Genomic DNA, 23,049 nt, shown 5'->3' with positions numbered 1-23,049 from the left:
ATAAGAAAAAACTAAGATTGTGAATGAAAAAGGAGCGAATATCCTTGAACGAGAGAACATTACGTACTGAAACCCGTCCCGTGAAAGTTGGAAATCTAACGATCGGCGGAAGTAACGAACTATTTATTCAAAGTATGGCAACAACCAAAACGCATGATGTCGAGGCTACTGTTGCTGAAATTTTACGGCTTGAAGAAGCCGGCTGTCAAATCGTCCGGGTAGCATGCCCAGATGAACGCGCGGCTAACGCTTTAAGTGATATAAAAAAACGCATTAACATTCCACTTGTAGCCGATATTCATTTTGATTATCGCCTTGCTCTGATGGCAATCGAAGCAGGTGTTGATAAAATCCGGATCAATCCGGGGAATATCGGACGTCGTGAGCGCGTTGAAAAAGTAGTGAATGCTGCAAAAGCAAAAGGCATCCCGATCCGCATTGGTGTAAATGCCGGAAGCCTTGAAAAGAAAATCATCCAAAAATACGGCTATCCAACTGCTGATGGTATGGTCGAAAGCGCACTTCATCACATCAAGATATTGGAAGACCTTGATTTCCATGACATCATTGTTTCACTGAAAGCATCGGATGTAAATCTTGCAATTGAAGCGTATGATAAAGCGAGCCGAGCATTCAATTACCCACTTCACCTTGGTATTACCGAATCCGGAACCCAGTTCGCCGGCGGCATCAAAAGTGCTGCAGGACTCGGAGCTATCCTAAGTCGTGGAATCGGCAATACGCTCCGCGTATCGCTCAGTGCTGATCCGGTTGAAGAAGTGAAAGTTGCTCGTGAACTGCTTAAATCGTTCGGACTTTCATCAAACGCTGCTACCTTAATTTCTTGTCCAACATGCGGTCGTATTGAGATTGATTTAATCAGTATTGCAAATGAAGTTGAAGAGTATATTTCGACGATTAAAGCGCCGATTAAAGTTGCCGTACTTGGCTGTGCTGTAAACGGTCCAGGAGAAGCACGTGAAGCAGACATCGGAATTGCTGGTGCTCACGGCGAAGGACTATTATTCCGTCATGGAAAAATCGTTCGGAAAGTTCCTGAGGAAATCATGGTAGATGAACTGAAAAAAGAAATTGATATTCTCGCTGAAGAATACTTTGCTAAAAAAGCAGCCGAAGAAGCTGCTTCTGCTGAAGCCAAGTAAATCAAAGAGCGCGAAACACTTTAAATTTACCCAAGCCGGAATGGTTTGATTCTTGCAAAATGCAGGAAACAGATCAATCCGGCTTTTTTATGCCAACTATGGTATGATAATTCCAAATTCACCAAGGAGGCGGAATATGGAAAATAATCTAACTTTTGTAGACGGAGTCAAAGCTTGCCTGCCGACAGTGCTCGGATATGTTGGTATCGGAATTGCTGCTGGCGTCGTTGGCAAGGCATCTGAGCTAAGCATTCTTGAAGTCGGACTCATGTCTGGTCTTGTTTATGCAGGTGCTGCACAGTTCATCATTTGTGGCATGCTCTTGCTTCATACACCTGTTTCTGCCATCTTTATCACTACATTTCTAGTCAATTCACGTTATCTACTCATGAGTATGGCTACAGCACCAAATTTCAAACAAGACTCGCTCCTCCAAAATATTGGAATTGGTTCTCTTCTAACAGATGAATCTTTCGCTGTTGCAATGAATCAAATTAGTCGCACTAAGATGATCAATACGAGCTGGATGCACGGTTTGAACCTCACAGCATATGTAGCTTGGGTACTATCCTGTATCCTCGGCGCAGTACTCGGTGCTTTTTTGCCAAACCCTGAAAGTTTCGGGCTCGACTTTGCACTTACCGCGATGTTCATCGGTTTGCTTTATCTTCAAATCATCGACGATAAAACAAAAAAAATCGGGCATTCGCTTCTCATTATGTTAACAGTAACCGTTCTTGTCGTCTTCTTCATGCGGTTTTTAAGCCCTGAACTAGCCGTGCTCGCAGCAACACTGATCGGCTGCTTGATTGGGGTGGTGACAGAAAAATGACCATACATATGTATACCTTTCTCGCTATCTTGGCAAGTGCCGTAGCAACCGTCGGGCCACGCGTTTTACCCTTTCTTTTTGTTAAAAAGATCAATCTGCCAAGTAGCGTCTTAAGCTATCTTTCCTATGTTCCCTTGGCCATTTTGACAGCTCTTTTCGTTCAAAGTCTGCTAAAATCTGATCCGGGACATTTTCCAACTATCCAACTTTTGCCATTTCTTGCTTCACTTCCAGCAATTATCACGGCAATCCTCACGAAAAGCCTGGTTGCTATCGTTATTGTCGGAGTCGTATCAATGGTATTATTGCGGCTTTTCTTATAAAAAATTGCGTAAGGCTTGTGCCTTACGCAGTTTTTCCATTTTTAATACAATCCGGGCATTTACCGTAAATTTCAAATTTATGCCCTTCAATTTCATAATCAGGAAGTGCATCTGTCAAAAAATCCATTGGACAAAGCATGATTTCTTTTGTCTTGCCACAAGCTAGGCAAATAAAATGATGATGGTGATGCTCGTGCGAACAGGCTAGGCGGAAATTTTTCTCTCCCGAAAGCTCGGTTTCCTCCAAAATATTAAGATCGACAAATAGAGATAAATTCCGATAAATTGTATCAAAACTGATTCCTGGAAAATCATCTTTCATACTTTCCTGTACTTCTTTTGCCGTTAAGTAACGGTTTTTCTGCACGAATAATTGAATCAAAAATTCACGTTTGTCTGTATGTTTGTATCCAGAATCTTTCATTTTAAGCAATGCTTCACTCGCTGACAGTGCCATTTTCTTCACCTCGTTTTGAAATAATCCACTTGATTCTAAGCTTTTGATAAATCATCGTGAAGATCAGAATCAAAACAGAAATCATCACGATCGAACCTCCCGGCGCAAGATCTAAATAATACGCGCTGACAAGTCCGCCAAGAACTGCGATTTCACCAAAAACAATCGCAATAATAATCGTTTGCTTAAAGCCGTTTGCAATCCGAATTGCTGCCGCAACCGGAAGCGTCATAAGCGAAGAAACAAGCAGTATTCCAACAATTCGCATTGAGCTTGCGATTACAAGTGCTACAAGTACCATAAAGATGACATCAAAAACCTTGGCACGTATCCCTGAAACTCGCGCATATTCTTCATCAAATGACAGCAAAAATAATTCTTTATAAAGCAGTAAAATCACAACAAACACAATCACGGCAATCACAGTAATTGACCACATATCCGATTTGCTAACCGCGCTAACACTGCCGAATAAGTAGCTGAATAAATCGGTATTAAAACCATTGGCAAGCGAAATAAAAATTACCGAAAATCCCATCCCAAATGACATGATAATTGGAATGGCCAGTTCTTCAAAATGACGATAAGCCGATCGTAGCCGCTCCATCAAAAGTGAACCGCCTGTTGCAAAAGCGAATCCAAGATAAAGCGGGTTAAGCCCAGCAAGCGGCAGATAAGTCTTGCTTAAAAATAAACTGACCGCAATACCTGCTAAGCTGACATGACTAAGTGCGTCCGCCATAAGTGACAGCTTACGAACCACGATAAAACTGCCAAGAAGCGGAGCAACTACACCTATCACAAGCCCAACAATAAACGTATTGCGAATAAATTCATATTGAAACAGCGTGGCAATCACAGTTTGTTCCCTCCTGCTTCCCGTAAATTCCAGCTGTTGCTTCGATTTCACGTTCTTCGAGATATAGTCCATAGTCGCGGGCTGATCCATCAAAGAGAACCCGCTTATTCAAACTGATCACATGATCCAGATAATGACTGACCGCCAAGAGATCGTGTGTGACAAGCAGTAATGTCATGCCGGATTGCTGATTTAACTTCTGTAGCAGTTCATAAAAGGCCTGCACATTTTTAGCATCGACGCCAACCGTTGGCTCATCTAAAATTAAAAGTTCCGGATTGCTGACAAGTGAACGAGCAATGAAAACCCGCTGCTGCTGTCCGCCAGAAAGCTCACCGATATTTCGCCCGATAAAATCTACCATTGCCACTTTTTCAAGAGCAGTCTCGACAGCTTCATGATCTGCTTTTCCAAGCATATGAAACAACCCTTTTTTCTTCGTCAAACCACTGGCCACAACTTCTTTAACTGTGGCAGGAAAGGCGGAGTTAAAGGAATTTGATTTTTGCGAAACAAAACCAATTTTTTCTCTTTCCTTTAAATCCGTTTGTGTTTCGCCAAATAGCGCGATCTCACCCTTCTGCACTTTTAGTAACCCTAAAATTAATTTAAGTAAAGTCGATTTCCCTGAACCATTTGGTCCGATCAATCCTGTAAAACTACCCTTTTGTATTGATAGATAAATATGTTGAAGCACCTCTTCCCTATCGTAATGAAACGACAAATCCGAGATCCTTAAGATTTCAGTCATACTTTCAGCTCCTTTAAAAAATAAGCCTATTCAAGATGCATTATCATTATAGCTGAATTTCATTTTTTTGTAAATCGAAATGATTTCGATTAAGAATTATCAGGATTATATTTTTATTTTTCGGGGAATAATGCTATTGTATTGTAAAGGAGGAAAAATTACATATGCCGCTAATTTGGATGTATTTAACTTATTTTACGATGTTAGCTGTGAATATACTCGCAAATTTACTTCCACTTAATGGAATGACAACTGGAGAAATAAGCGATCGATATGCCGCCCTATTCACTCCTGCAGGCTACGTATTTTCAATTTGGGGACTGATTTATCTTCTTCTTTTGTTGTGGCTGATCGGGGCTTCAATGAATTATCGCAAGCTCGATAAAAAGCTGATGACAACGATCAGTATTAGTAACTTGCTAAATGCAGCGTGGATCTTTGCTTGGCATTTTAGTTTGATTTTTTTATCGCTCATCATTATGTTTGCCATTTTACTATCACTTATTCGCATTTACATTGGTCAAAAACAACTTGCACGAAAACGGCTTTGGCGCTTGCCATTTTCCGTTTATCTCGGCTGGATTTCCGTCGCGACTTTTGCAAATATCAGCTATTTCCTTGCTGCACATAATAGTACCATTTATGAGCCGCTTTTAACAGTAATTTTCATCTTACTCGGTAGCGTGATTGCACTCATTTTCAGATATGCACAAAACGACTTTGTTTACCCGCTTATCTTTGTTTGGGCTTATATTGGCATTTTTATTGCCCAGCTAGATGGAAATATGCTCGTTCGCTATATTGCTCTTATTTGTGCCATTCTGCTCTTTATGCTCAATTGGTTTAAACTTAAGAAAATTTAGCCGTCAAAAAAACCTGCTTGAACGAATCAAGCAGGTTTTTGCAAATCAATTTGTGAAAATTTCTGTCAGAACTGGCACAACTTGTTTTTTACGTGAAACTACGCCGACAAGCGGTGCCTTGTGATCAATAAGTGTTACCCCGTAAGCTTCCTCAACAGCTGCTGTTTTCTCGCCATAAGCAATACCAACAGAATCATTCGTTAAGATGTTAGTAACAACAAACAAGTATAAATCTAGACCTTTGTCAGCAACTGTCTTGGTAATGACAGGTGTCACTTCTTCAAGTCGTGAAATAACATCATTTTCATCTACGACATTAATTTGAGCAATCTCGACCTTCGCACTACCCATCTCAAATTCTTTTGCATCAAGTAAAAGTTCAGCAACTGTTTTTGTACTCACATCAGCACCAGCGCGTAGCAGTTCCATCCCATATACTTCAAGATCAAGTCCAGCAATTGCAGCTAGTTCACGTGCTGCATTTTCATCCTCAGCCGTTGATGTCGGTGATTTAAACAGCAAAGTATCTGAAACAATTGCAGAAACCATTAAACGAGCGGCTAGCTTCGAAATGGGGGCATCAGCTTCATGGAACATTTTTGTTAAGATCGTTGCCGTACAGCCTACCGGTTCCGCGCGATAATAAAGCGGATCAGCCGTTTCAAAGTTTGCAATCCGGTGATGATCAACAACGCTATGTATCGTTACGTCCTTAAGGTCATCCACGCTTTGCTGCGCTTCATTATGGTCAACTAAGCAAACGGTTTTCACTTCATTTGCAACGGTTTTAACAAGCCTAGGAGCTTCAATACCTGCTTTTTCAAGTACAAAGGCTGTCTCTGAATTAAGTTCGCCAAGACGAACAGGCTCCACTTCGATACCTGCAGCTTTTTTTAGTTCGCTAAAGGCAATTGCCGAGCAAATTGTATCTGTATCTGGATTTTTATGACCAAAAACCAACATTTTTTCCATTATAAATCTCTCCTTATTTCCTTGTTATTCAGCCATAATTTTGGCTAGTAAATCTGGATCAAAACTTTGCTTGCGCAACATTTCAATCTCAAATTTGTAAGGCGGTTTTTTATTCGTTTTATCCTCACCGACATAGGGTGTTTCAAGAATTTTCGGGCGATCCATCAGTTGATCATGATGGACAATGTAATTCAGCGCATCGAAGCCGATGTGCCCGAAACCAATATTCGCATGACGGTCTTTGTGGGCTCCGCGCTCATTTTTACTATCATTGATATGAAGCACTTTCAATCTTTCTAAACCGATAATTTTGTCAAATTCATTCAAGACACCATCAAAATCCTGCACGATATCGTAGCCTGCATCATGCACGTGACACGTGTCGAATGTAACAGAAAGACGTTCATTATGCGTTACTCCGTCGATAATTTTTGCCAACTCATCAAAACTCCGACCGATTTCAGTACCTTTTCCTGCCATAGTTTCAAGTGCAATTTGAACATCATATTTTGGATCAATTGCTTCGTTCAATCCTTTGATAATTTGCTTGATCCCGGTTTCTGCTCCCTCACCGACATGTGCCCCTGGATGCAGTACAATTTGCTTGGCTGAAAGCGCAGCCGTCCGCTCAATTTCTTGCTGCAAGAAGCTCACGCCAAGTTCAAAAGTCTCTGGTTTAACGGCATTGCCAATATTAATAATGTACGGGGCATGAACAACAATATCGTCCATCCCGTTCGCTTTCATATGTGCAAGCCCCGCTTCAATGTTCAGTTCATCAATCGGTTTGCGGCGTGTGTTTTGCGGTGCTCCTGTGTAAATCATAAACGTATTCGCTTGATAAGAAAGGGCTTCTTCGCTCGCGCCGAGAAGCATCTTCTTTCCACTCATTGAAACGTGCGAGCCGATTCGTAAATTACTCATCTTTTCCCTCGATTCTTTTTGCGATTTTCACGGCGTTTAATCTCCGCCATTTTATAGTTGATCTTTTTCTTATAACCTGGTTTGCGTTTTTGTTTTGCTTTCTTACGCATACCGATTTCACGCGGATCAGCAGCTTCACGTTTGGCTTCACGTTTAGCACGTTTGTTGCGATCAAATGTCTCTACAAATTCGCCGTTTTTTAGCTCCACATGTTTAAAGCTGATTCCGAGTTTTTCAAGCTGATTTAAACGATCTTCATCTTTCGGTTCAAAAATTGTCAGTGCAATCCCGTTATGACCTGCGCGACCTGTTCGTCCCGTTCGGTGAATGTAAAAATCATTATCCTCAGGTAGCTCATAATTGACTACATGGCTAATTCCTTGAATATCAATTCCGCGCGCAGCTAAATCTGTCGCCACGATATATTGGAAGTCCATGTTTTCAATTTGCTTCATTGTCCGTTTCCGCTCACGAGGTGGAACATCGCCATGAATTTTCGCAACTTTAAGACCGCGCTTCACAAGGCCTTCATGGATGAAATCAGCTGTTTGCTTTGTATTGGCAAAAACAATCGCCAAAAATGGCTGGAATGTTACCAAGGTTTCTTTAAGCAAATCGAGTTTATTTCGGCTCTTTTGCGGCATAAGCCAATGCTCAATTGTTTGTGTCGCCACAACATTCGGCGAAATATGCTCATAACGTGGATTTTCCATATACTTTTTCAAAAAAGGTTTTAACTTCTCAGGAATCGTTGCTGAAAAGACAAGCATTTGCAAGTTTTGTGGCATTTTACCAGCAATTTGATCGACATCAGTTAAAAAGCCCATATCAAGTGTCATGTCCGCTTCATCGATTACGAGTACTTTTGCAGTGTGCACAAAGAGTGCTTGTTCACGAATCATATCATTAATCCGTCCAGGTGTTCCGATTACGATGTGTGGTTGTTTTTTCAGCTTCTCGATGGATCGCTGTTTATCCGTTCCACCGATAATCAAGTGCGTTGAAATGTCCGCTTCACTATGTTTTGTGATTTTCCGAACTTCATTATAAATTTGTGTCGCAAGTTCACGGCTTGGCGCTGTAATCACAGCAAAAACGCCTTCCTCGTTTGGATTGATCTTTTCAAGGATAGGAAGAAGGAACGTATGCGTTTTTCCTGTTCCCGTTTGTGACTGGCCAATGATACTTTCACCGCGAAGCACCCCTGGAATCAATTTTTGCTGAACCGGTGTCGGTTCGTAAAATCCAAGTGCGTTGATCGCTTCGTTAATAAAAGGCTTAAAACCAAATTGGTCGAACCTTGTTTTTTTCATAAATTCACTTCACTCCGTTTCAGTTTCTTGTGTCATTATACCATTACAAGGCCTATCTCGCGAGAGTAAAAGACAAAATATAGCCAAAAAGTCATTTCTCTTATATAATTAAGTTTTAAAGAAGACTCTCTAGGAGGAATAACACGAATGGAGATTATTAAAATAAGTCCACGCGGATACTGTTATGGCGTGGTTGATGCGATGGTGATTGCCAAAAATGCATCGCTTGATCCAAATTTGCCGCGACCTATTCATATTTTAGGAATGATCGTTCATAATAAACATGTCACGGATGCTTTTGAAGAAGTTGGTATCCGCACACTTGACGGGGAAAATCGAGAGGAAATCCTAGAACAAATTGATTCTGGCACTGTAATCTTCACAGCGCATGGTGTTTCGCCACGCGTGAAAGAGCTCGCCAAACAAAAAGGGCTGGTCACGATTGATGCAACTTGCCCCGACGTTATGCGCACGTACGATTTGATTTTAGAAAAAAAAGCAGAAGGCTATCATGTGATTTACATTGGTAAAAAGGGGCATCCCGAGCCTGAAGGTGCTTACGGTACGGCTCCAGATATCGTACATCTCGTTGAAACAAAAGAAGATATCGATGCACTGCACTTAACAGCAGAAAAAATCTTCGTAACCAATCAAACCACTATGAGCCAGTGGGATGTGCTTGATTTAATGGATTATATTCACACGCTGTATCCACAATCTGAAAATCACAAAGAAATCTGTATGGCTACCCAAGTACGTCAAGAAGCAGTCGCTGAGCAAGCAAAAGGAGCCGATTTAACGATTGTTGTTGGAGATCCGCGTAGCAACAATACCAACCGACTTGCTCAAGTTTCAGAAGAAAAAGCTGGCGTAAAAGCTTATCGCGTTTCTGATGTCACTGAAATTGAACTTGATTGGCTGATGAATGCTAAAAAAGCCGCAGTTACAGCTGGAGCGAGTACACCGACACAAGTCATCCGCGAAGTTCTCGTCTTTTTAGATCAATTTGATCCGAATGATGCAACAACCTGGGAACGGCATCATGAAACGAATGCTGATGCTATTTTACCGCGTGCCAAAAAGAAAAATATGGAAGAAAAACGGCGTGCCCGACTCGAACATTTGAAAAACGGTGGTCGTTAAAGCCGCAAAAAGCCTGGAAATCAAGTATTGAAGTTTGATTTTCAGGCTTTTTAATGCTTCTAGTTCAGCTAAGGAACTTCGAGATCCGGCTAGCAATCTGATCCGGCTGTTCTAAATTCGGTAAATGCGCTGTATTGGGGAGGATAATTCGTTCAACTTGTTCGGTCTTTCCAGCAAGATGCTCTGCAATTTCAAGAAAATCAGGTAAATCGTCAGCACCATTAATCAATAAAACTGGAGCCGTTTGATTTTGATAGAGCGCAAGCAAGTTTTCTACAGCATCTTTCTCTGTCACATCGAGATCAATTTCAACCTGAAACGCCTCAAGCTGCATGTCATAAATCAAATCTTGAACCGTCTGATCTGCATTAGAAGCCCAGACATGAGCATTTAACAAAGCAGCATCTTCCAATTTCCCCGCTTCAAGTAGTTTTTCTTCAGCTTCTTCAAACTCAATCAACCTTGGGGATTCGGCGAGGCCGCTTGCGGCCGGTGAGATGAGCACTAATTTGTTAACTAGATTCGGCCGTGCACAGAAAAACTGCAGTGCGATCTTTCCCCCATAAGAAGCAGCTACAAAGGAAACGCGCGCCAGCTTGAAATACTCCAAGATCGACTCAAGCATCTCTATGTAAGAAAAATCTTTCGTTAGGAACTTGCTTTTACCAAATCCCGGCAAATCAAGGTTGATCACTTGATGGTTTTCTTTTAACACTTCCCATTCCTTGCGCCACATCCGGTGATCAGCCACTCCAGCGTGAAGAAAAATCACCGCTTCGCCGCTTCCGGCACTTTCCAGATAGATCTCAGCATTTCCCGTATTCAGCCATTCTTGCTTCAACTGTAGCCACGCTCCTTCGCGTTTATAAATAAGTAAACGGATCGGTATTTTTCTCAGAAACCATTAATTTTACATCGTAAGCCGCTTCCGCTGCTTTCTCTTCAAATTTGGTTTTTAAATAACTTTTCATTACTTTTTCAATATTATGTCCTGCATCAATTGTTGGAAGTCCGATTGAAAGCAGATCATGTCCCGTATGATAATAAATATCGCCCGTAATCAGCACATCTGCCCCACTTCTTTTCGCCTCGTTGATGAATTTATTCCCATCGCCGCCAAGCACCGCAACTTTGCGTACTTTTGTACTTGGATCACCAATCAGACGTACATTTTCAATGGAAAGAACACCTTTTACGACATCGATGAAAGCTTCTAAGCTCATTTCTTTTTTCAGTCTGCCAACGCGTCCAAGGCCTTCCATGTATTTTTTTTTCACGAAGTGGATAGATATCAATTGCCGGCTCTTCATATGGATGGGCATCTTGCGCCGCGCGGGCTGCTGCACGCGCAAGACCGCTGCGCACAATCGCTTCAAGTCGTAACTCAGGAACTTCTGCGAGCACCTCTTTTTCCCCAATGGCCGGGTTGGCGTTTTTACTCGGTTTAAAACGACCTGTGCCGAGCGTTTCGTAGCTGCATTCTTGATATTCTGTACCAATTTGACCAGCTCCAGCTTGCATCAAAGCATTTCGCACAGCATCAGCTGCATCTTCCGGAACGAAAACAACAATTTTTGTATATTCTTCTTGATACGTTGGCACAATCACCTGCGTATCTCGAAGTTCAAGTAAATCTGCCAAAATGTCATTGACACCGCCCTGTGCAATATCGAGGTTGGTGTGCGCCGCATAAACAATAATGTCATGCTTGATCAGCTTGCGAATCATTCGCCCTTGCGCTGTCTCGATATCAATCTTCTTGAGTGGTCGGTATAAAAACGGATGGTGTGCAATAATCATATCAACGCCTTCCTCAACCGCTTCATCCACTACCTCTTCAAGCACATCGAGAGTAAACATAATTTTTCTTACTTTCTTTGATAAGTCTCCAAGTTGAAGACCAATTGGATCTCCGTCCATTGCGAGCTTTTTAGGTGCAATTTCTTCAAGTATTGCTGCATATTCATGACCATTTGCTGTTTTCATTTCAACACATCCTCTGCAAGTTTGATTTTAGCTGTTAATTCGGCGATTTTAGCTTGTTTAGCCACATCTCCGCCTTCATTTTCGATATTTTGAATGATCTTCTGCCAAATTTCTTGCTCATGACGCCATTTTTCACGAAAAACTTGATTTTTTTCTTGAAGTAAAAGCGGTCCAAAAATTAGTTCCTGCTCCGAGTATTCCAAAGCCATCTCGCTCGGCTCCAAAACCAAAATTTCATAAATTTTATGGTCCTCACTTAAAATTGTTTCTGCCGTAATGCGGAAGTGATTTTTTACACCCCATTCGCGAATTCGATTCGCAGCGATGTTCGGTTGCAGAATTAAACGTTTCACACCTTCAAGCTTCGACTTGCCTTGTTCGAGAATCGAGGCTATCAGTGGCCCACCCATTCCGGCAATGACAATCGTATCAATCTGATCTTCTGCTTGAATGACTTCAAGTCCATCGCCTTTTCGAACTATAATCTGCTCTCTTAATCCAGTCTTTTCAACTTGCTCTTCCGCTGATTTCAGCGGTCCTAAAGCAATTTCACCCGCTACAGCGAAGCTCGCTAACTTTTTAAGTACCGCAAAGCATGGTAAGTATGCATGATCGCTTCCGATATCAGCAATCCTGCTTTCCGGTTCAATAAAACTAGCTACTTTTTCCAAGCGAAGCGATAATTTTTGCTCATTCATTTTATCACCCCAAAACGTCTTTATTTAGGAAGCGCCACATTCGGATAGGAATGTGGCGCTTATTTTTTATTCTAAAAAGTCCTTTAATTGTTTGCTTCTGCTTGGGTGGCGTAATTTACGAAGAGCTTTCGCTTCAATTTGTCTAATCCGTTCACGAGTTACCCCAAACACACGGCCGACTTCTTCAAGAGTACGTGTTCTGCCGTCGTCAAGACCGAAGCGGAGACGAAGCACATTTTCCTCGCGGTCAGTGAGTGTATCGAGCACGTCTTCCAACTGTTCTTTCAGCAGTTCATACGCAGCATGATCAGATGGTGAAGTGGCTTCTTGATCTTCGATGAAATCACCTAAATGGGAATCGTCTTCTTCACCAATTGGCGTTTCAAGCGACACTGGTTCTTGCGCGATCTTCAAGATTTCACGAACTTTTTCTGTCGGCAAATCCATTTCCTCTCCGATTTCCTCTGGAGAAGGATCACGACCTAAATCTTGCAGAAGTGAACGCTGAACACGAATCAATTTGTTAATCGTTTCAACCATGTGAACCGGAATCCGAATCGTACGCGCTTGGTCGGCAATCGCACGGGTAATCGCTTGACGAATCCACCACGTTGCGTAGGTACTGAATTTGAATCCTTTGTTGAAATCGAATTTTTCAACAGCTTTCATTAATCCCATATTTCCTTCTTGGATCAAATCTAGGAACAACATACCACGACCAACATACCGTTTCGCGATACTGACTACAAGACGGAGATTGGCTTCAGCAAGACGTCCTTTTGCTTCAATATCCCCTTGTTCGATTCGTTTTGCGAGTGCAATTTCTTCATCAGCAGAAAGCAAATCAACCCGACCGATTTCTTTCAAATACATTCTAACCGGGTCGTTTATTTTAACACCTGGTGGCACACTCATATCGGTTAAATCAAATTCTTCGCTTTCTTCTTTCACAAGTTCCTTTTCATCAGGATCTGCATCTTCATCGTCGTCTACGACTTCAAGTCCAACTTGTGTTAAGTGCTCAAGATATTCATCCATTTGATCAGAATCAAGCGTGAAGGGAGCTAATTTAGCGGCTACATTGCTGTAAGTTAAAACCCCTGTTTTCTTACCTTCTGCCTCTAATGCCTCTTTAACTTGTTCTAACGTTTCTGTACCTTGTTTAACACTTTCTTGTTTTTCGCTCATACTGCCTATTTCCTCCTCCCAAAAATACTGCCGATTCAATGTGGTGGAAATACTCTTTTCCATACCATTATTTCGCAGTTTTAAAACGTATCCTCATCTTCTATATCATAATCGCCTTTATCCAATTTTTGGCGCAGAGAAATGACTTTAACTAGTGCTTTTTTCGCTCCATCTTGATCGCCTAGGCGATCCTTTTCAGCTGCTTCCGCTTCCTTCTCTTTAATGATGCTCAGCAACTTTTGTTTTTTCAAGCTGTTAATATAATCCATATATTCATTTATCGTTTGTTCATCAGGTATATCAAGCATTTCAAGCTCGGAAACCAGATTTTTCAATGTCGGATCGGTCAAATAATCCATAAAGCGCACTGGGTCCGCTTCGTTTCCATCCAAATAATAAGCCATTAAATGCGTATATAAAGCTTGAAATTCATCATGCTGAAATAAAATTCCATTCAACAGCTGATGAATCGAAGAAAAAGCATCTGCTTCTCCAATCATCGCTTTCATTAAGAAGTACTCGGAAGCATGGTAAGCTTTAAGTGTCTGCTTTGGCTGCCGTTCAAAACTCGGCATTCCGCCAAAAGAATCATCCGGTGGCGGTGTAGCATCAAAATAATAAACATCATTTGCCGGCTGAGAAGATTTTTTGGTTCGAGTTGCAGCAATCGATTGCTGCAACTGTTCTTTAAGAGCAGGAATCGAAACTTCAAATTCATCACTCAGCTGTTTCAAATAAAGTTCGCGTTCAACTGCTTGATTCAACTTACCAATTTCTTGGAGTGCTTCCTCAATATATAATAGCTGCTCCGACTCATTATTCAAGTTTCGTGTCTTGCGCAAGTAAAACAGCTTGTACGCCGTCCAAGTCATCCGCTCATGCTGATACACCTCAAGATAGCGTTCTTTGCCGTATTCCTTGATAAACTCATCCGGATCTTTTCCACCTGGCAGTGCCAACACAAAAATTTCCATCTGACTTTTCTCTTCAAGAAGTAGTCCTGCTTTATACGCGGCCTCCGTTCCAGCCCGGTCCCCGTCATAACAGATGACTGCTCGATTTGCAATTCGCCTAATCAGCTGAATATGCTCCTCTGTAAGACTTGTCCCCATCGAAGCAATTCCATTTGCAAGTCCTGCTTCACTCGACGAAATCACATCCATAAATCCCTCAAGCAAAAGCACTTCTTCGCGCCTCCTGATTTCGCTTCTTCCTTCTGAAAAATGGTAAAGCAGACGGCGCTTGTTGAAAATAGGTGTTTCCGGCGTGTTCAAATACTTTGGCCCATTTTCTTGATTCACAAGCCGACCTGAAAAACCGACAAGCTGTCCACGATCGTCTGTAATTGGAAACATGATTCTCCCCCTGAAACGATCCGTTATCGTGCCGTCATCCCGCTCCGAAAGCAGCCCTGCCTCAACCGCCATATTAAGATCAACCCCGCGTTTTTTTTAGAAAAGACGTCAACGTGGCGTGATGATTCGGCGCAAATCCGACTTGAAATTCTGTCATCATAGCCTCGGACATTCCGCGTTCCTTCAAATATTCAAGCGCTTGGAAGCCTTCCTCGGTTTCAAGCAACAGGTAATGATAGAGTTTTGCAGCCAGCTGATGTAGCTCCACCATCTTGCGGGCCTCGCTCGATTGCTCTTTTCCACCTGTATCCGTTTCACCGGCCACATTTTCAGGCAAATCCACGTTCAAGTGCGCTAATTCGGCGGCTTTTTTTACCGATTCAACAAAAGACAGATGATCATGTTCCATCAAAAAGGAGAACACATTCCCGCCTTTTCCGCATCCAAAACAATGAAAAATCTGCTTTTCGGGAGAAACAGAAAAAGAAGGTGTTTTTTCACCGTGAAATGGACAAAGACCAATATAATTTCGTCCTTGTTTTTTGAGCTGAACATAATTCCCGATGACATCGACAATATCTGCTTGATTCCTAATTTGATCAATCGTTTCTTCAGGAATCCGTTGCATCATTTGCCGTCAACTCCCTCGTCATTCAAATTCATTAAAAATCCATCCAAATTCTGTGTGAAAGTTTGGCGATCTTTTTCCGTCAACTTTCGCGGTCCTTTACCATACTCGCCGCGGCGTCTTGCTTTTGCACGAGACTCACGCTGTTCGAGTAGCATTGTCATCGCATCATTTTGATACATTTCGCCGCGATTCGAAAATATAGTACATTTTGCTAGAAGCATACTCGCCAGTCCAATGTCTTGTGTAATCACGATATCGCCCTTTTTTGATAAATTTACGATTTTGAGATCTGCCGATTCTTTGTCTGTATCGACATACACCCATGTTCCTTCATCTTTTGACGGGCTGAAGTGATTATATGAAGCCACAAAAACAACATCAATCTGATAACGTTCCGCTAACTGATTGATTTCTGTTTTGACCGGACAAGCATCCGCATCGACAATCATTCTAGGCAAAAATCCCCCTCCTTACCAAGCTTCAACAAATCAAAAAACGAGTAAAAAACCCGTTTTTCATTCGACATGCAAGCGGAAAGAAAGTAAATCCGCAAGAATGGATTATACGCGATTAAAAAGCCGATTTCAAGCTTATAAACCTCGCATATTATACTTATTCGCCATAAAAAGCAAAAGTCCTCCTTAAAGTTCTAAATTTTCGTCAGCAATTTCACCAATATGCATCAAAATTTCATTTGCTGTCTCTTCAATGGCTTTATTGGTCACATCCAAAACGAAACATCCCAATTTATCTGTCAGCTTTTTAAAGAAAACCAGTTCTTCTGTAATACGGTCATCACTTGAGTACATTCCAGTTCCGTTTAACCCCATTGAAATCAAGCGTTTCGAGCGAATCTGATTAAGCTTTGTCTTACTGATTTTTAATCCAATAATTTTATTCGGATCAATTTCAAACAGCTCTTCCGGAATGGAAGCTTCTGGCACAATTGGAATATTGCAGATTTTAAGTCCCTTCAAAGCTAAATACTGCGAAAGTGGCGTTTTAGATGTCCGCGACACCCCAATCAATACATAATCTGCTTGAAGAATACCGCGCGGGTTGCGCCCGTCATCATTTTCTACTGCAAATTCGATCGCTGCAACTTTATTGAAGTACGCTTCATCAAGCGACCGAACTCTACCAGGTTCCGATAGTGGCTTAATTTTATACGTTTTCTCAAGTTGCCCAAGCAGTGGCCCGAAAATATCAATGATCGGCACGCCGTATGCCTCAGCTTGTTCATTGAGTTCTTTCCGCACATCTTCTAAAACGACCGTGTGTACAATAATACCATTATTTACAGCAACAAGATCGACAATTTCTTCAATCATTTCTTTCGAATCAATGTGATGAAAACGATGAATAAATTTTGGTGTTTGTCCAAACTGAGAAAGAGCCGCTCTTGTGACGAGTTCAGCAGTTTCTCCCGTTGAATCAGAAACAACATAAACAGCTGGTTGAGTCATTTTTAAATCTCCTTTTCATTCGAAAAAGCAGGAACTTCTCACGTGAAAAATTCCTGCTTTTCTAGCTACTTCTTATTTTACATTAATTGCATCCATTTCGGCAAATTCTTTGATAAAAAGAGCGAGTTCGAATAATAGTTCCAAGCGATTGCTTCGGACTTGTTCATCGTCACTCATAACAAGCGTTTCATCAAAATACGCATCAATCGTACTGCGAAGTTCAGCAAAACGTTCCAAGCGTTCAGCACTCGAGAGGCTTGGGAAATCGCGCTTCATGAGTGTCAATTCGTCAAACAGCGCTTTTTCAGAAGCATTTTCGAATAAGCTTTCATCAATCTCGACATCATCCACATGTTTCTTCGCTAAGTTAGATACACGCGATAAAGCTTCAATTGTCGGCCTAAACCACTCCGATTTAGCATTTTCATTTAACAGTTTCGCCCGCTCGATAATCAACGGCACAAAATTAGAATCCTCACTTGTGACTGCATCAATAATATCCGCTCTGACTTTTTCATCTTGCAAAATAACACGTAAACGGTTTTTCAAGAAGTTCTGAACGTCTTGATAGACTTCAGCAGCAGAAATTTCACCGATCCCTGCTTCTTTTTCCATCTCAACAACTGCGTGAAGAAGTTCAGCAAGTGGTAAATTCCAGCCGTTTTTAAGAATAATACGTATCACACCAAAAGCACTGCGCCGCAAACTAAACGGGTCTTGCGAGCCTGTTGGAATCAAACCGACGCAGAAAAAGCTAACGAGTGTTTCGAGTTTATCAGAAATAGCAATCAAGCTTCCAAGTTCCGTTTCAGGAAGCGCACCATCAGCCGAAGTTGGCATATAATGCTCGCGAATTGCTGTAGCAACTTCAGCTTTTTCACCTTGAAGCAATGCGTATTTTTCACCCATGATCCCTTGAAGCTCGGGGAATTCACCAACGACATTTGTGACTAAATCAAATTTATAAATATCTGTTGCTCGTATAATATCTGCTTGTTCATCTTTATTCCAGTCTAACAAATCAGCAATTAGAAGGGCCACTTTCTGCACGCGTTTCATTTTTTCTGACAACGAGCCAAGTTTTTCATGAAATACAATATGAGACAACTTTTGAACGGCATCATCAATTTTAATTTTCAAGTCTTCATCGTAAAAGAATTGACCATCCGAAAGCCGTGCCCGGAGAACCTTTTCATTTCCACGAACAACCATATCGAGATGTTCATGATTGCCGTTTCGCACGGTAATAAAATGCGGCAATAAAACATCTTCTGCGTTAAATACTGGGAAATAACGTTGATGCTCCTTCATCGAAGTGATTAGAATTTCTTCCGGAAGTGTTAAAAAGTGTTCTTCGAATGCACCGTCAAGCACTGTCGGATATTCTACTAAATTGTTGACTTCTTCGAGCAAAGCTTCGTCTTGTGGAATCACCCATCCCTTAACAGCTTCGATTTCTTCAATTTGTTCGCGAATTGCACTTTTCCGTTTCGTTGGATCTGCTACAACAAACTGTTCAAGCAGTTTCATCTCATAATCAGCAGGGTTTGAAATGGTTACTTCTTTTCCGAGGAAGCGATGACCGCGTGTTGTATTACCGGTTTTAACACCAGTGATTTCAAATGGAATGACTGTCTCGCCAAATAATGCAATCAACCATTTAATGGGGCGAATGTAACGCAATTCATTTGCGCCCCAGTGCATATTAACTGGGAAAGCCATATCTGTAATGATTTTTTTAAACTCAGGAAGAAGCTGGATCGTTTCAACACCCGCTACCTTCTTTTCAATGTAGATATATTCAACGCCTTTAAGCTCGCGAAAAGTAAGTTCAGTTGGATCAACACCTTGTCCGCGTGCGAATCCAAGTGCGGCTTTAGACCAGTCTCCTGTTTCATCAAAAGCAATCTTTTTTGCGGGTCCTTTAGCTTCTTCTACTCGGTCAGCTTGTTTTTCCGCAACATCTTTTACAAGGACAGCTAAGCGGCGCGGCGATTGAAATGAAAGGATCTCGCCATGCTCAATTTTTTGCTCTAAAAACCAGTTTGCAGTACGTTCTTCAAGCTGTTTCAACGAATCGGTGATGTATTTAGCTGGCATTTCTTCAAGTCCGATTTCCAGTAAAAAATCTTTATTCATGATCTTTCGCCTCCTTTATTAAGGGGAATCCTAATTTTTCGCGTTCTTCATAAAAAGTTCTTGCAATGCGACGCGCCAAGTGGCGAATACGCCCGATGTACTGTGCGCGCTCTGTAACGGAAACCACACCTCGTGCATCAAGCAAGTTGAACGTGTGTGAACATTTGAGAACATAGTCGTAAGCAGGGAATACAAGCCCTTCATCCATTTGGTTTGTCGCTTCGCGTTCATACGTATCAAACAAGTGTAAAAGCATTTCTGTATTTGAAGTTTCAAAAGCATATTTAGAGTTTTCAAACTCAGCTTGAAGAAAAATATCGCGATATGTGATGCCGTCTGTCCATTCAAGATCGAATACATTTTCTTTATCTTGAATATAACTTGCAAGGCGCTCTACGCCATACGTGATTTCAGATGTAACTGGGAAGCAGTCTAAACCGCCGACTTGCTGGAAATACGTGAACTGTGTGATTTCCATTCCATCGAGCCAGACTTCCCAACCCAGTCCGGCACAGCCAAGTGAAGGATTTTCCCAGTTATCTTCTACAAAGCGAATATCATGCTTTAGCGGATCGATTCCGATTTTTTCAAGAGAAGCAAGGTAAAGCTCTTGGATGTTATCTGGGGACGGCTTCATTACAACTTGGAACTGGTGATGCTGGAATAGGCGGTTTGGATTTTCACCATATCTTCCGTCTGCCGGTCGTCTTGACGGCTCAACGTATCCTGCTTTCCACGGTTCTGGACCGATCGCTTTTAGGAACGTATACGGACTCATTGTACCGGCACCTTTTTCAACATCGTACGATTGCAGCATGATACAGCCCTGTTCGGACCAAAAATCTTGCAACGTGCGAATCATCGTTTGTAAATTCATTTTTTTCCCACCTCCGAAAAAGTTCAAGCATATAAAAACTCCCGTCTCTATATGCTGTTTTGCATATAGGGACGAGAGTATTCTCGCGGTTCCACCCTATTTGAATCCTCGAACGAAGACTCCACCTCTTTTAACATGTGCTCCGAAACGCCTTCAAAATAAGATGATCATCGGCTCCCACCATTTCCGATTTCGCTGTTTTCATCAGGGCTTATTTTTACTCTTTTTCATCATCGCACTTAGCTATTCATAATACTTTAAAGATACTGGATTAAGCTCGATTTGTCAATCTTCTTTCTTTTCACCGAGCATATCACTCCACTTATTCATGTCACGCAGGAACTTTTTGCTTTTCAAATATAATCCAGATTTTTCATCGTAATACGTATCAATCGCTTTTTCAAGAAGCATTTTTGTCTCCTCTTTAACATTAATTTCCCCAAGACGATCAATCCTGAAAATATAAAACAGCCGGAGAAGTTTCACAACACTGGCCGGAAGATGCATTCGATACGGGTCTTTATCATAACAGCGATGGCAAACAAGACCGTCGCTATGGGTAGAAAAATCGAAATGGCCTTCTGTCTCGCCGCAAATGGCACAGCGGTCCATGACTGGATAAAGACCAAGCACATTAAGCATTTTCATTTCATAGATTTGAGTCAGGATTTGCGCATCATAGCCTTCATCAATGTCACGTAAAATGGCAAATGTCAGTTCATAGAGGTAAGCATTTTTCCGCCTTTCTTCGGTTGCTTTATCTAAAAGTTCGCATACAAAGGACGCATATGCCGTTAAAAAAATGTCTTGTTGAATGCTTGAGAATGTTTCAATCACATCGCCTTGCTGTAAAGTAACAAGTCCTTTACTGCCGAAAAACGTAAACATTCCAGTTGTAAACGGCTGAGTGACAGCTGCTAAGCGACTTTTCCCTTTTTTTGCGCCGCGTGCAACCATTCCGATTTTTCCGAATTCACGTGTATAAACGACAACAATTTTATCCGATTCACGATAACTCGTCTGGCGTAGCACAATCCCTTCACATTTTTCCAAACTGCTCACCCCCTTGTTTTATTATAGCAGAAAATGCTTTTTTTATTCCCCTGTTTGTATAAAAATGATACAATATCGTTATTAGAGGTTAGAAAAAGGAGTCTATTAAATGGTATTTATCGGGATTTTAGGGATTATTTCCTTTTTTGCATTTGTACTTTTGATTATTGGGATTGTTTTACTGTTCATAAAAGTCAAGAAATGGCTAGCGGTCACATTTGTCAGTGTTGGTGGCGGAATTCTTTTAATTAGTTTAATCGTTTTCACCGGAGCGTTTTTATTTTATGTCACAGAAGCAAATAATCAAAATGTCCAAGTTGAAGAATCTTCAAAAGCAGCAAGCGACAACTTCTATGATGAATATGATGATGAGTATCTTGAACTTGATTTCGGAAAAGAAGGAAAAAATACCGAACAAGTTGTTGTTAAAGTAACAAAACCGACAACTGGGGATTTGGATGAGCGCGGAATTGATAAATATTATAAGATGAATGTCACCATGCGAAATGATAGCAAAGAAACCGTTTACGTGTCCGCAAAAGATTTTTTTCTATACAATTATGAAAAAGATGAATATCCGGAAGTTCTGAAAAAAGATTATTTCCATGAGAAAATAGATCCGGGTAAAACTGTTACATTTTCAATCTACTATCAATATATTGGAAAAGGAAAACTGGAAGTCGAATATGATAACCTGCTTTGGCACGAATAAGAAAAAGACGCGTTTTGCACGCGTCTTTTTTTTAATACTCATCTTTATCAAAGCCGTAATCTTGTAGATAGTGTTCTTTATCTCGCCAATTCTTTTGAACTTTCACCCAAATTTCAAGAAACACTTTAGATCCAAGCAGCAATTCGATTTCTTTACGCGCCCGCATCCCAATTTGCTTCAACATCTGGCCTTGTTTGCCGATGATAATGCCTTTTTGAGTGCTACGCTCAACAATAATTGTCGCCATAATCGTCAATTTTTCCGTCTTCGGATTCTTCTCGATTCCTTCAATCACAACCGCAACTGAATGTGGAACTTCTTCACGCGTCAAATTCAGCACTTGCTCGCGAATCAGCTCAGAAATGATAAACCGCTCTGGGTGGTCAGTAATTTGGTCTTTAGGATAATACATGGGGCCTTGTTCGAGGTGGGTCGTAGTTTGCTCTAACAAATTTGGAACGTTATTCCCTTCAAGAGCAGAAATCGGAATAATCTCAGCAAAGTCAAGCATTTCACGGTACTTATCAATTAAAAGGACGAGTTCCTCAGGTGAAACTAAATCGATTTTATTGATTAAAAGAAAAACAGGCGTATCCACTTGCTTTAATTTCTCAATGATAAATTCATCACCGCGGCCAAATCCAGCGGCAGCATCAATCACAAAATAAATTAAATCCACTTCTCGAAATGTATTTAAAGCAATTTTCACCATAAAATCGCCTAGTTTATGTTTCGGCTTATGAATACCAGGCGTATCAATAAAGACCACTTGGGCATCATCCGTTGTGTAAACACCTTGAATTTTATTACGTGTCGTCTGCGCTTTGTCGCTCATAATTGCAATTTTTTGACCGATAATACGGTTTAAAAGTGTTGATTTCCCAACATTCGGCCGCCCTACAATTGCCACAAAGCCTGATTTAAATGTATCGCTCATCATTCATGTCCCCCGCCATAAAAGCGCCTGGAAGAAGTTCTTTCACTGTCACTTCCGCCACATCGCCTTTTAAATTCGTTAATACAACCGGCATATCCGGTGCGCAAAATTCGCTGATGACTTGGCGACAAGCTCCGCAAGGCGAAACCGGACCGTCAGTATCCGCAACAACAACCAGTTTTTTAAAGTCGCGCTTTCCTTCTGACACAGCTTTAAATATCGCTGTTCGTTCTGCACAATTCGTTAAACCGAATGAAGCATTTTCGATATTTGCACCGAGAATCACTTCATCATCAGTCGTTATGAGCGCAGCTCCAACTGGAAATTTGGAATAGGGTACATAAGCGAAATCACGGGCTTTTTTTGCGAGTTCAATAAAACTCATTTCTTTCATACAGGAAACTCCA

The 23,049-nt window shown here is 41.3% G+C and carries 22 protein-coding genes and 2 pseudogenes; 6 read left to right on the top strand and 18 right to left on the bottom strand.

Translation table 11 applies throughout. The features are described 5' to 3' along the window. Positions 1-44 precede the first annotated feature (44 nt). From ispG to MFLO_RS03170, 3 genes are all read left to right on the top strand, one after another. Positions 45-1,163: a flavodoxin-dependent (E)-4-hydroxy-3-methylbut-2-enyl-diphosphate synthase gene (gene ispG / locus MFLO_RS03180; protein ID WP_036096335.1), complete on the top strand. Its 1,119-nt coding sequence runs from the start codon at positions 45-47 to the stop codon at positions 1,161-1,163. Between the two features lie 136 nt (positions 1,164-1,299). Beyond that, positions 1,300-1,995, top strand: coding sequence for an AzlC family ABC transporter permease (locus MFLO_RS03175; RefSeq protein WP_036096333.1), 696 nt, complete (start codon positions 1,300-1,302; stop codon positions 1,993-1,995). Next, entirely contained in the window at positions 1,992-2,318 is a 327-nt protein-coding gene (locus tag MFLO_RS03170) for an AzlD domain-containing protein (RefSeq protein WP_036096331.1), read from the top strand. The genes MFLO_RS03175 and MFLO_RS03170 overlap by 4 nt, the downstream gene beginning before the upstream one ends. 22 nt (positions 2,319-2,340) lie before the next feature. On the opposite strand, the gene MFLO_RS03165 is transcribed toward MFLO_RS03170, so the two are convergent. Genes MFLO_RS03165 through MFLO_RS03155 form a run of 3 tightly spaced genes read right to left on the bottom strand, consistent with a single transcriptional unit; the run spans position 2,341 to position 4,385 of the window. After that, positions 2,341-2,775: a Fur family transcriptional regulator gene (locus tag MFLO_RS03165; RefSeq protein ID WP_036096330.1), complete on the bottom strand. Its 435-nt coding sequence runs from the start codon at positions 2,773-2,775 to the stop codon at positions 2,341-2,343. Next, entirely contained in the window at positions 2,756-3,634 is an 879-nt protein-coding gene (locus tag MFLO_RS03160; protein WP_036096328.1) for a metal ABC transporter permease, read from the bottom strand. Before MFLO_RS03160 ends, MFLO_RS03165 begins: the two co-directional genes overlap by 20 nt. Beyond that, positions 3,609-4,385: a metal ABC transporter ATP-binding protein gene (locus MFLO_RS03155; RefSeq protein ID WP_036096326.1), complete on the bottom strand. Its 777-nt coding sequence runs from the start codon at positions 4,383-4,385 to the stop codon at positions 3,609-3,611. Before MFLO_RS03155 ends, MFLO_RS03160 begins: the two co-directional genes overlap by 26 nt. Positions 4,386-4,549: 164 nt before the next feature. Here MFLO_RS03155 and MFLO_RS03150 point away from each other — a divergent pair, with 164 nt between their 5' ends. Beyond that, the gene (locus MFLO_RS03150; protein WP_036096324.1) at positions 4,550-5,248 is read left to right on the top strand and encodes a tryptophan-rich sensory protein; all 699 of its coding nucleotides are present in this window, start codon (positions 4,550-4,552) and stop codon (positions 5,246-5,248) included. Positions 5,249-5,293: 45 nt separating this feature from the next. On the opposite strand, the gene MFLO_RS03145 is transcribed toward MFLO_RS03150, so the two are convergent. From MFLO_RS03145 to MFLO_RS03135, 3 genes are read right to left on the bottom strand one after another with little or no spacing between them, the layout of a single operon-like run. Continuing rightward, on the bottom strand, positions 5,294-6,220 hold the full coding sequence (locus MFLO_RS03145) for a manganese-dependent inorganic pyrophosphatase (RefSeq protein WP_036096322.1): 927 nt from the start codon (positions 6,218-6,220) through the stop codon (positions 5,294-5,296). Positions 6,221-6,244: 24 nt separating this feature from the next. Continuing rightward, a complete protein-coding gene (locus MFLO_RS03140) occupies positions 6,245-7,144 on the bottom strand; it encodes a deoxyribonuclease IV (RefSeq protein WP_036096321.1) in 900 nt (299 codons plus the stop codon). Continuing rightward, positions 7,141-8,457, bottom strand: a complete 1,317-nt coding sequence (locus MFLO_RS03135; RefSeq protein WP_036096319.1) for a DEAD/DEAH box helicase — start codon at positions 8,455-8,457, stop codon at positions 7,141-7,143. The genes MFLO_RS03140 and MFLO_RS03135 overlap by 4 nt, the downstream gene beginning before the upstream one ends. A 147-nt stretch (positions 8,458-8,604) precedes the next feature. Between MFLO_RS03135 and MFLO_RS03130 the strand changes: the two genes are divergently transcribed. Continuing rightward, on the top strand, positions 8,605-9,600 hold the full coding sequence (locus MFLO_RS03130) for a 4-hydroxy-3-methylbut-2-enyl diphosphate reductase (protein WP_036096315.1): 996 nt from the start codon (positions 8,605-8,607) through the stop codon (positions 9,598-9,600). Positions 9,601-9,664: 64 nt separating this feature from the next. On the opposite strand, the gene MFLO_RS03125 is transcribed toward MFLO_RS03130, so the two are convergent. From MFLO_RS03125 to recO, 10 genes and pseudogenes are all read right to left on the bottom strand, one after another. Then, positions 9,665-10,441: an alpha/beta fold hydrolase gene (locus MFLO_RS03125; RefSeq protein WP_036096314.1), complete on the bottom strand. Its 777-nt coding sequence runs from the start codon at positions 10,439-10,441 to the stop codon at positions 9,665-9,667. Positions 10,442-10,463: 22 nt separating this feature from the next. Continuing rightward, positions 10,464-11,586 (bottom strand): annotated as a pseudogene (locus MFLO_RS16935) (Nif3-like dinuclear metal center hexameric protein). After that, positions 11,583-12,284, bottom strand: a complete 702-nt coding sequence (locus MFLO_RS03115; RefSeq protein ID WP_036096311.1) for a tRNA (adenine(22)-N(1))-methyltransferase — start codon at positions 12,282-12,284, stop codon at positions 11,583-11,585. Before MFLO_RS03115 ends, MFLO_RS16935 begins: the two are co-directional and overlap by 4 nt. Positions 12,285-12,350: 66 nt before the next feature. Continuing rightward, positions 12,351-13,472, bottom strand: a complete 1,122-nt coding sequence (gene rpoD / locus MFLO_RS03110) for an RNA polymerase sigma factor RpoD (protein ID WP_036096309.1) — start codon at positions 13,470-13,472, stop codon at positions 12,351-12,353. Between the two features lie 80 nt (positions 13,473-13,552). Further along, positions 13,553-15,455 (bottom strand): annotated as a pseudogene (gene dnaG, locus MFLO_RS03105) (DNA primase). Beyond that, on the bottom strand, positions 15,455-15,916 hold the full coding sequence (locus MFLO_RS03100; protein ID WP_036096308.1) for a YaiI/YqxD family protein: 462 nt from the start codon (positions 15,914-15,916) through the stop codon (positions 15,455-15,457). Before MFLO_RS03100 ends, dnaG begins: the two are co-directional and overlap by 1 nt. A 183-nt stretch (positions 15,917-16,099) precedes the next feature. Next, complete coding sequence (locus MFLO_RS03095; protein WP_036096306.1) at positions 16,100-16,924, bottom strand: pyruvate, water dikinase regulatory protein; 825 nt, start codon at positions 16,922-16,924, stop codon at positions 16,100-16,102. Between the two features lie 72 nt (positions 16,925-16,996). Beyond that, on the bottom strand, positions 16,997-19,063 hold the full coding sequence (glyS, locus tag MFLO_RS03090; RefSeq protein WP_036096304.1) for a glycine--tRNA ligase subunit beta: 2,067 nt from the start codon (positions 19,061-19,063) through the stop codon (positions 16,997-16,999). Then, entirely contained in the window at positions 19,056-19,940 is an 885-nt protein-coding gene (glyQ, locus tag MFLO_RS03085; protein WP_036096363.1) for a glycine--tRNA ligase subunit alpha, read from the bottom strand. Before glyQ ends, glyS begins: the two co-directional genes overlap by 8 nt. A gap of 285 nt (positions 19,941-20,225) precedes the next feature. Beyond that, entirely contained in the window at positions 20,226-20,993 is a 768-nt protein-coding gene (recO, locus tag MFLO_RS03080; protein ID WP_036096303.1) for a DNA repair protein RecO, read from the bottom strand. A gap of 109 nt (positions 20,994-21,102) precedes the next feature. Between recO and MFLO_RS03075 the strand changes: the two genes are divergently transcribed. Next, on the top strand, positions 21,103-21,705 hold the full coding sequence (locus tag MFLO_RS03075; RefSeq protein ID WP_036096301.1) for a DUF4352 domain-containing protein: 603 nt from the start codon (positions 21,103-21,105) through the stop codon (positions 21,703-21,705). A 31-nt stretch (positions 21,706-21,736) separates the two neighbouring features. Here the strand turns inward: MFLO_RS03075 and era are convergent, their stop codons facing one another. Both era and MFLO_RS03065 read right to left on the bottom strand, forming a co-directional pair. After that, positions 21,737-22,642 (bottom strand): GTPase Era, encoded by a 906-nt coding sequence (era, locus tag MFLO_RS03070; RefSeq protein ID WP_077913145.1) that lies wholly within the window; start codon positions 22,640-22,642, stop codon positions 21,737-21,739. Next, the gene (locus MFLO_RS03065; protein WP_036096297.1) at positions 22,626-23,036 is read right to left on the bottom strand and encodes a cytidine deaminase; all 411 of its coding nucleotides are present in this window, start codon (positions 23,034-23,036) and stop codon (positions 22,626-22,628) included. The genes era and MFLO_RS03065 overlap by 17 nt, the downstream gene beginning before the upstream one ends. Positions 23,037-23,049 lie beyond the last annotated feature (13 nt).

The sequence above is a fragment of the Listeria floridensis FSL S10-1187 genome, from assembly GCF_000525875.1.
Taxonomy (GTDB): Bacteria; Bacillota; Bacilli; order Lactobacillales; family Listeriaceae; genus Listeria; species Listeria floridensis.
This window is presented reverse-complemented; position numbering and strand designations above follow the sequence as displayed.

What these genes read in the sequence shown, in the direction of transcription:
- MFLO_RS03175 (WP_036096333.1), top strand. Translation starts at nt 1,300, where the DNA reads ATGGAAAATAATCTAACTTTTGTAGACGGAGTCAAAGCTTGCCTGCCG.
- MFLO_RS03170 (WP_036096331.1), top strand. Translation starts at nt 1,992, where the DNA reads ATGACCATACATATGTATACCTTTCTCGCTATCTTGGCAAGTGCCGTA.
- MFLO_RS03165 (WP_036096330.1), bottom strand. Translation starts at nt 2,775, where the DNA reads ATGGCACTGTCAGCGAGTGAAGCATTGCTTAAAATGAAAGATTCTGGA.
- MFLO_RS03155 (WP_036096326.1), bottom strand. Translation starts at nt 4,385, where the DNA reads ATGACTGAAATCTTAAGGATCTCGGATTTGTCGTTTCATTACGATAGG.
- MFLO_RS03150 (WP_036096324.1), top strand. Translation starts at nt 4,550, where the DNA reads ATGCCGCTAATTTGGATGTATTTAACTTATTTTACGATGTTAGCTGTG.
- MFLO_RS03145 (WP_036096322.1), bottom strand. Translation starts at nt 6,220, where the DNA reads ATGGAAAAAATGTTGGTTTTTGGTCATAAAAATCCAGATACAGATACA.
- MFLO_RS03140 (WP_036096321.1), bottom strand. Translation starts at nt 7,144, where the DNA reads ATGAGTAATTTACGAATCGGCTCGCACGTTTCAATGAGTGGAAAGAAG.
- MFLO_RS03135 (WP_036096319.1), bottom strand. Translation starts at nt 8,457, where the DNA reads ATGAAAAAAACAAGGTTCGACCAATTTGGTTTTAAGCCTTTTATTAAC.
- MFLO_RS03130 (WP_036096315.1), top strand. Translation starts at nt 8,605, where the DNA reads ATGGAGATTATTAAAATAAGTCCACGCGGATACTGTTATGGCGTGGTT.
- MFLO_RS03115 (WP_036096311.1), bottom strand. Translation starts at nt 12,284, where the DNA reads ATGAATGAGCAAAAATTATCGCTTCGCTTGGAAAAAGTAGCTAGTTTT.
- rpoD (WP_036096309.1), bottom strand. Translation starts at nt 13,472, where the DNA reads ATGAGCGAAAAACAAGAAAGTGTTAAACAAGGTACAGAAACGTTAGAA.
- MFLO_RS03095 (WP_036096306.1), bottom strand. Translation starts at nt 16,924, where the DNA reads ATGACTCAACCAGCTGTTTATGTTGTTTCTGATTCAACGGGAGAAACT.
- glyS (WP_036096304.1), bottom strand. Translation starts at nt 19,063, where the DNA reads ATGAATAAAGATTTTTTACTGGAAATCGGACTTGAAGAAATGCCAGCT.
- glyQ (WP_036096363.1), bottom strand. Translation starts at nt 19,940, where the DNA reads ATGAATTTACAAACGATGATTCGCACGTTGCAAGATTTTTGGTCCGAA.
- MFLO_RS03075 (WP_036096301.1), top strand. Translation starts at nt 21,103, where the DNA reads ATGGTATTTATCGGGATTTTAGGGATTATTTCCTTTTTTGCATTTGTA.
- era (WP_077913145.1), bottom strand. Translation starts at nt 22,642, where the DNA reads ATGAGCGATACATTTAAATCAGGCTTTGTGGCAATTGTAGGGCGGCCG.
- MFLO_RS03065 (WP_036096297.1), bottom strand. Translation starts at nt 23,036, where the DNA reads ATGAAAGAAATGAGTTTTATTGAACTCGCAAAAAAAGCCCGTGATTTC.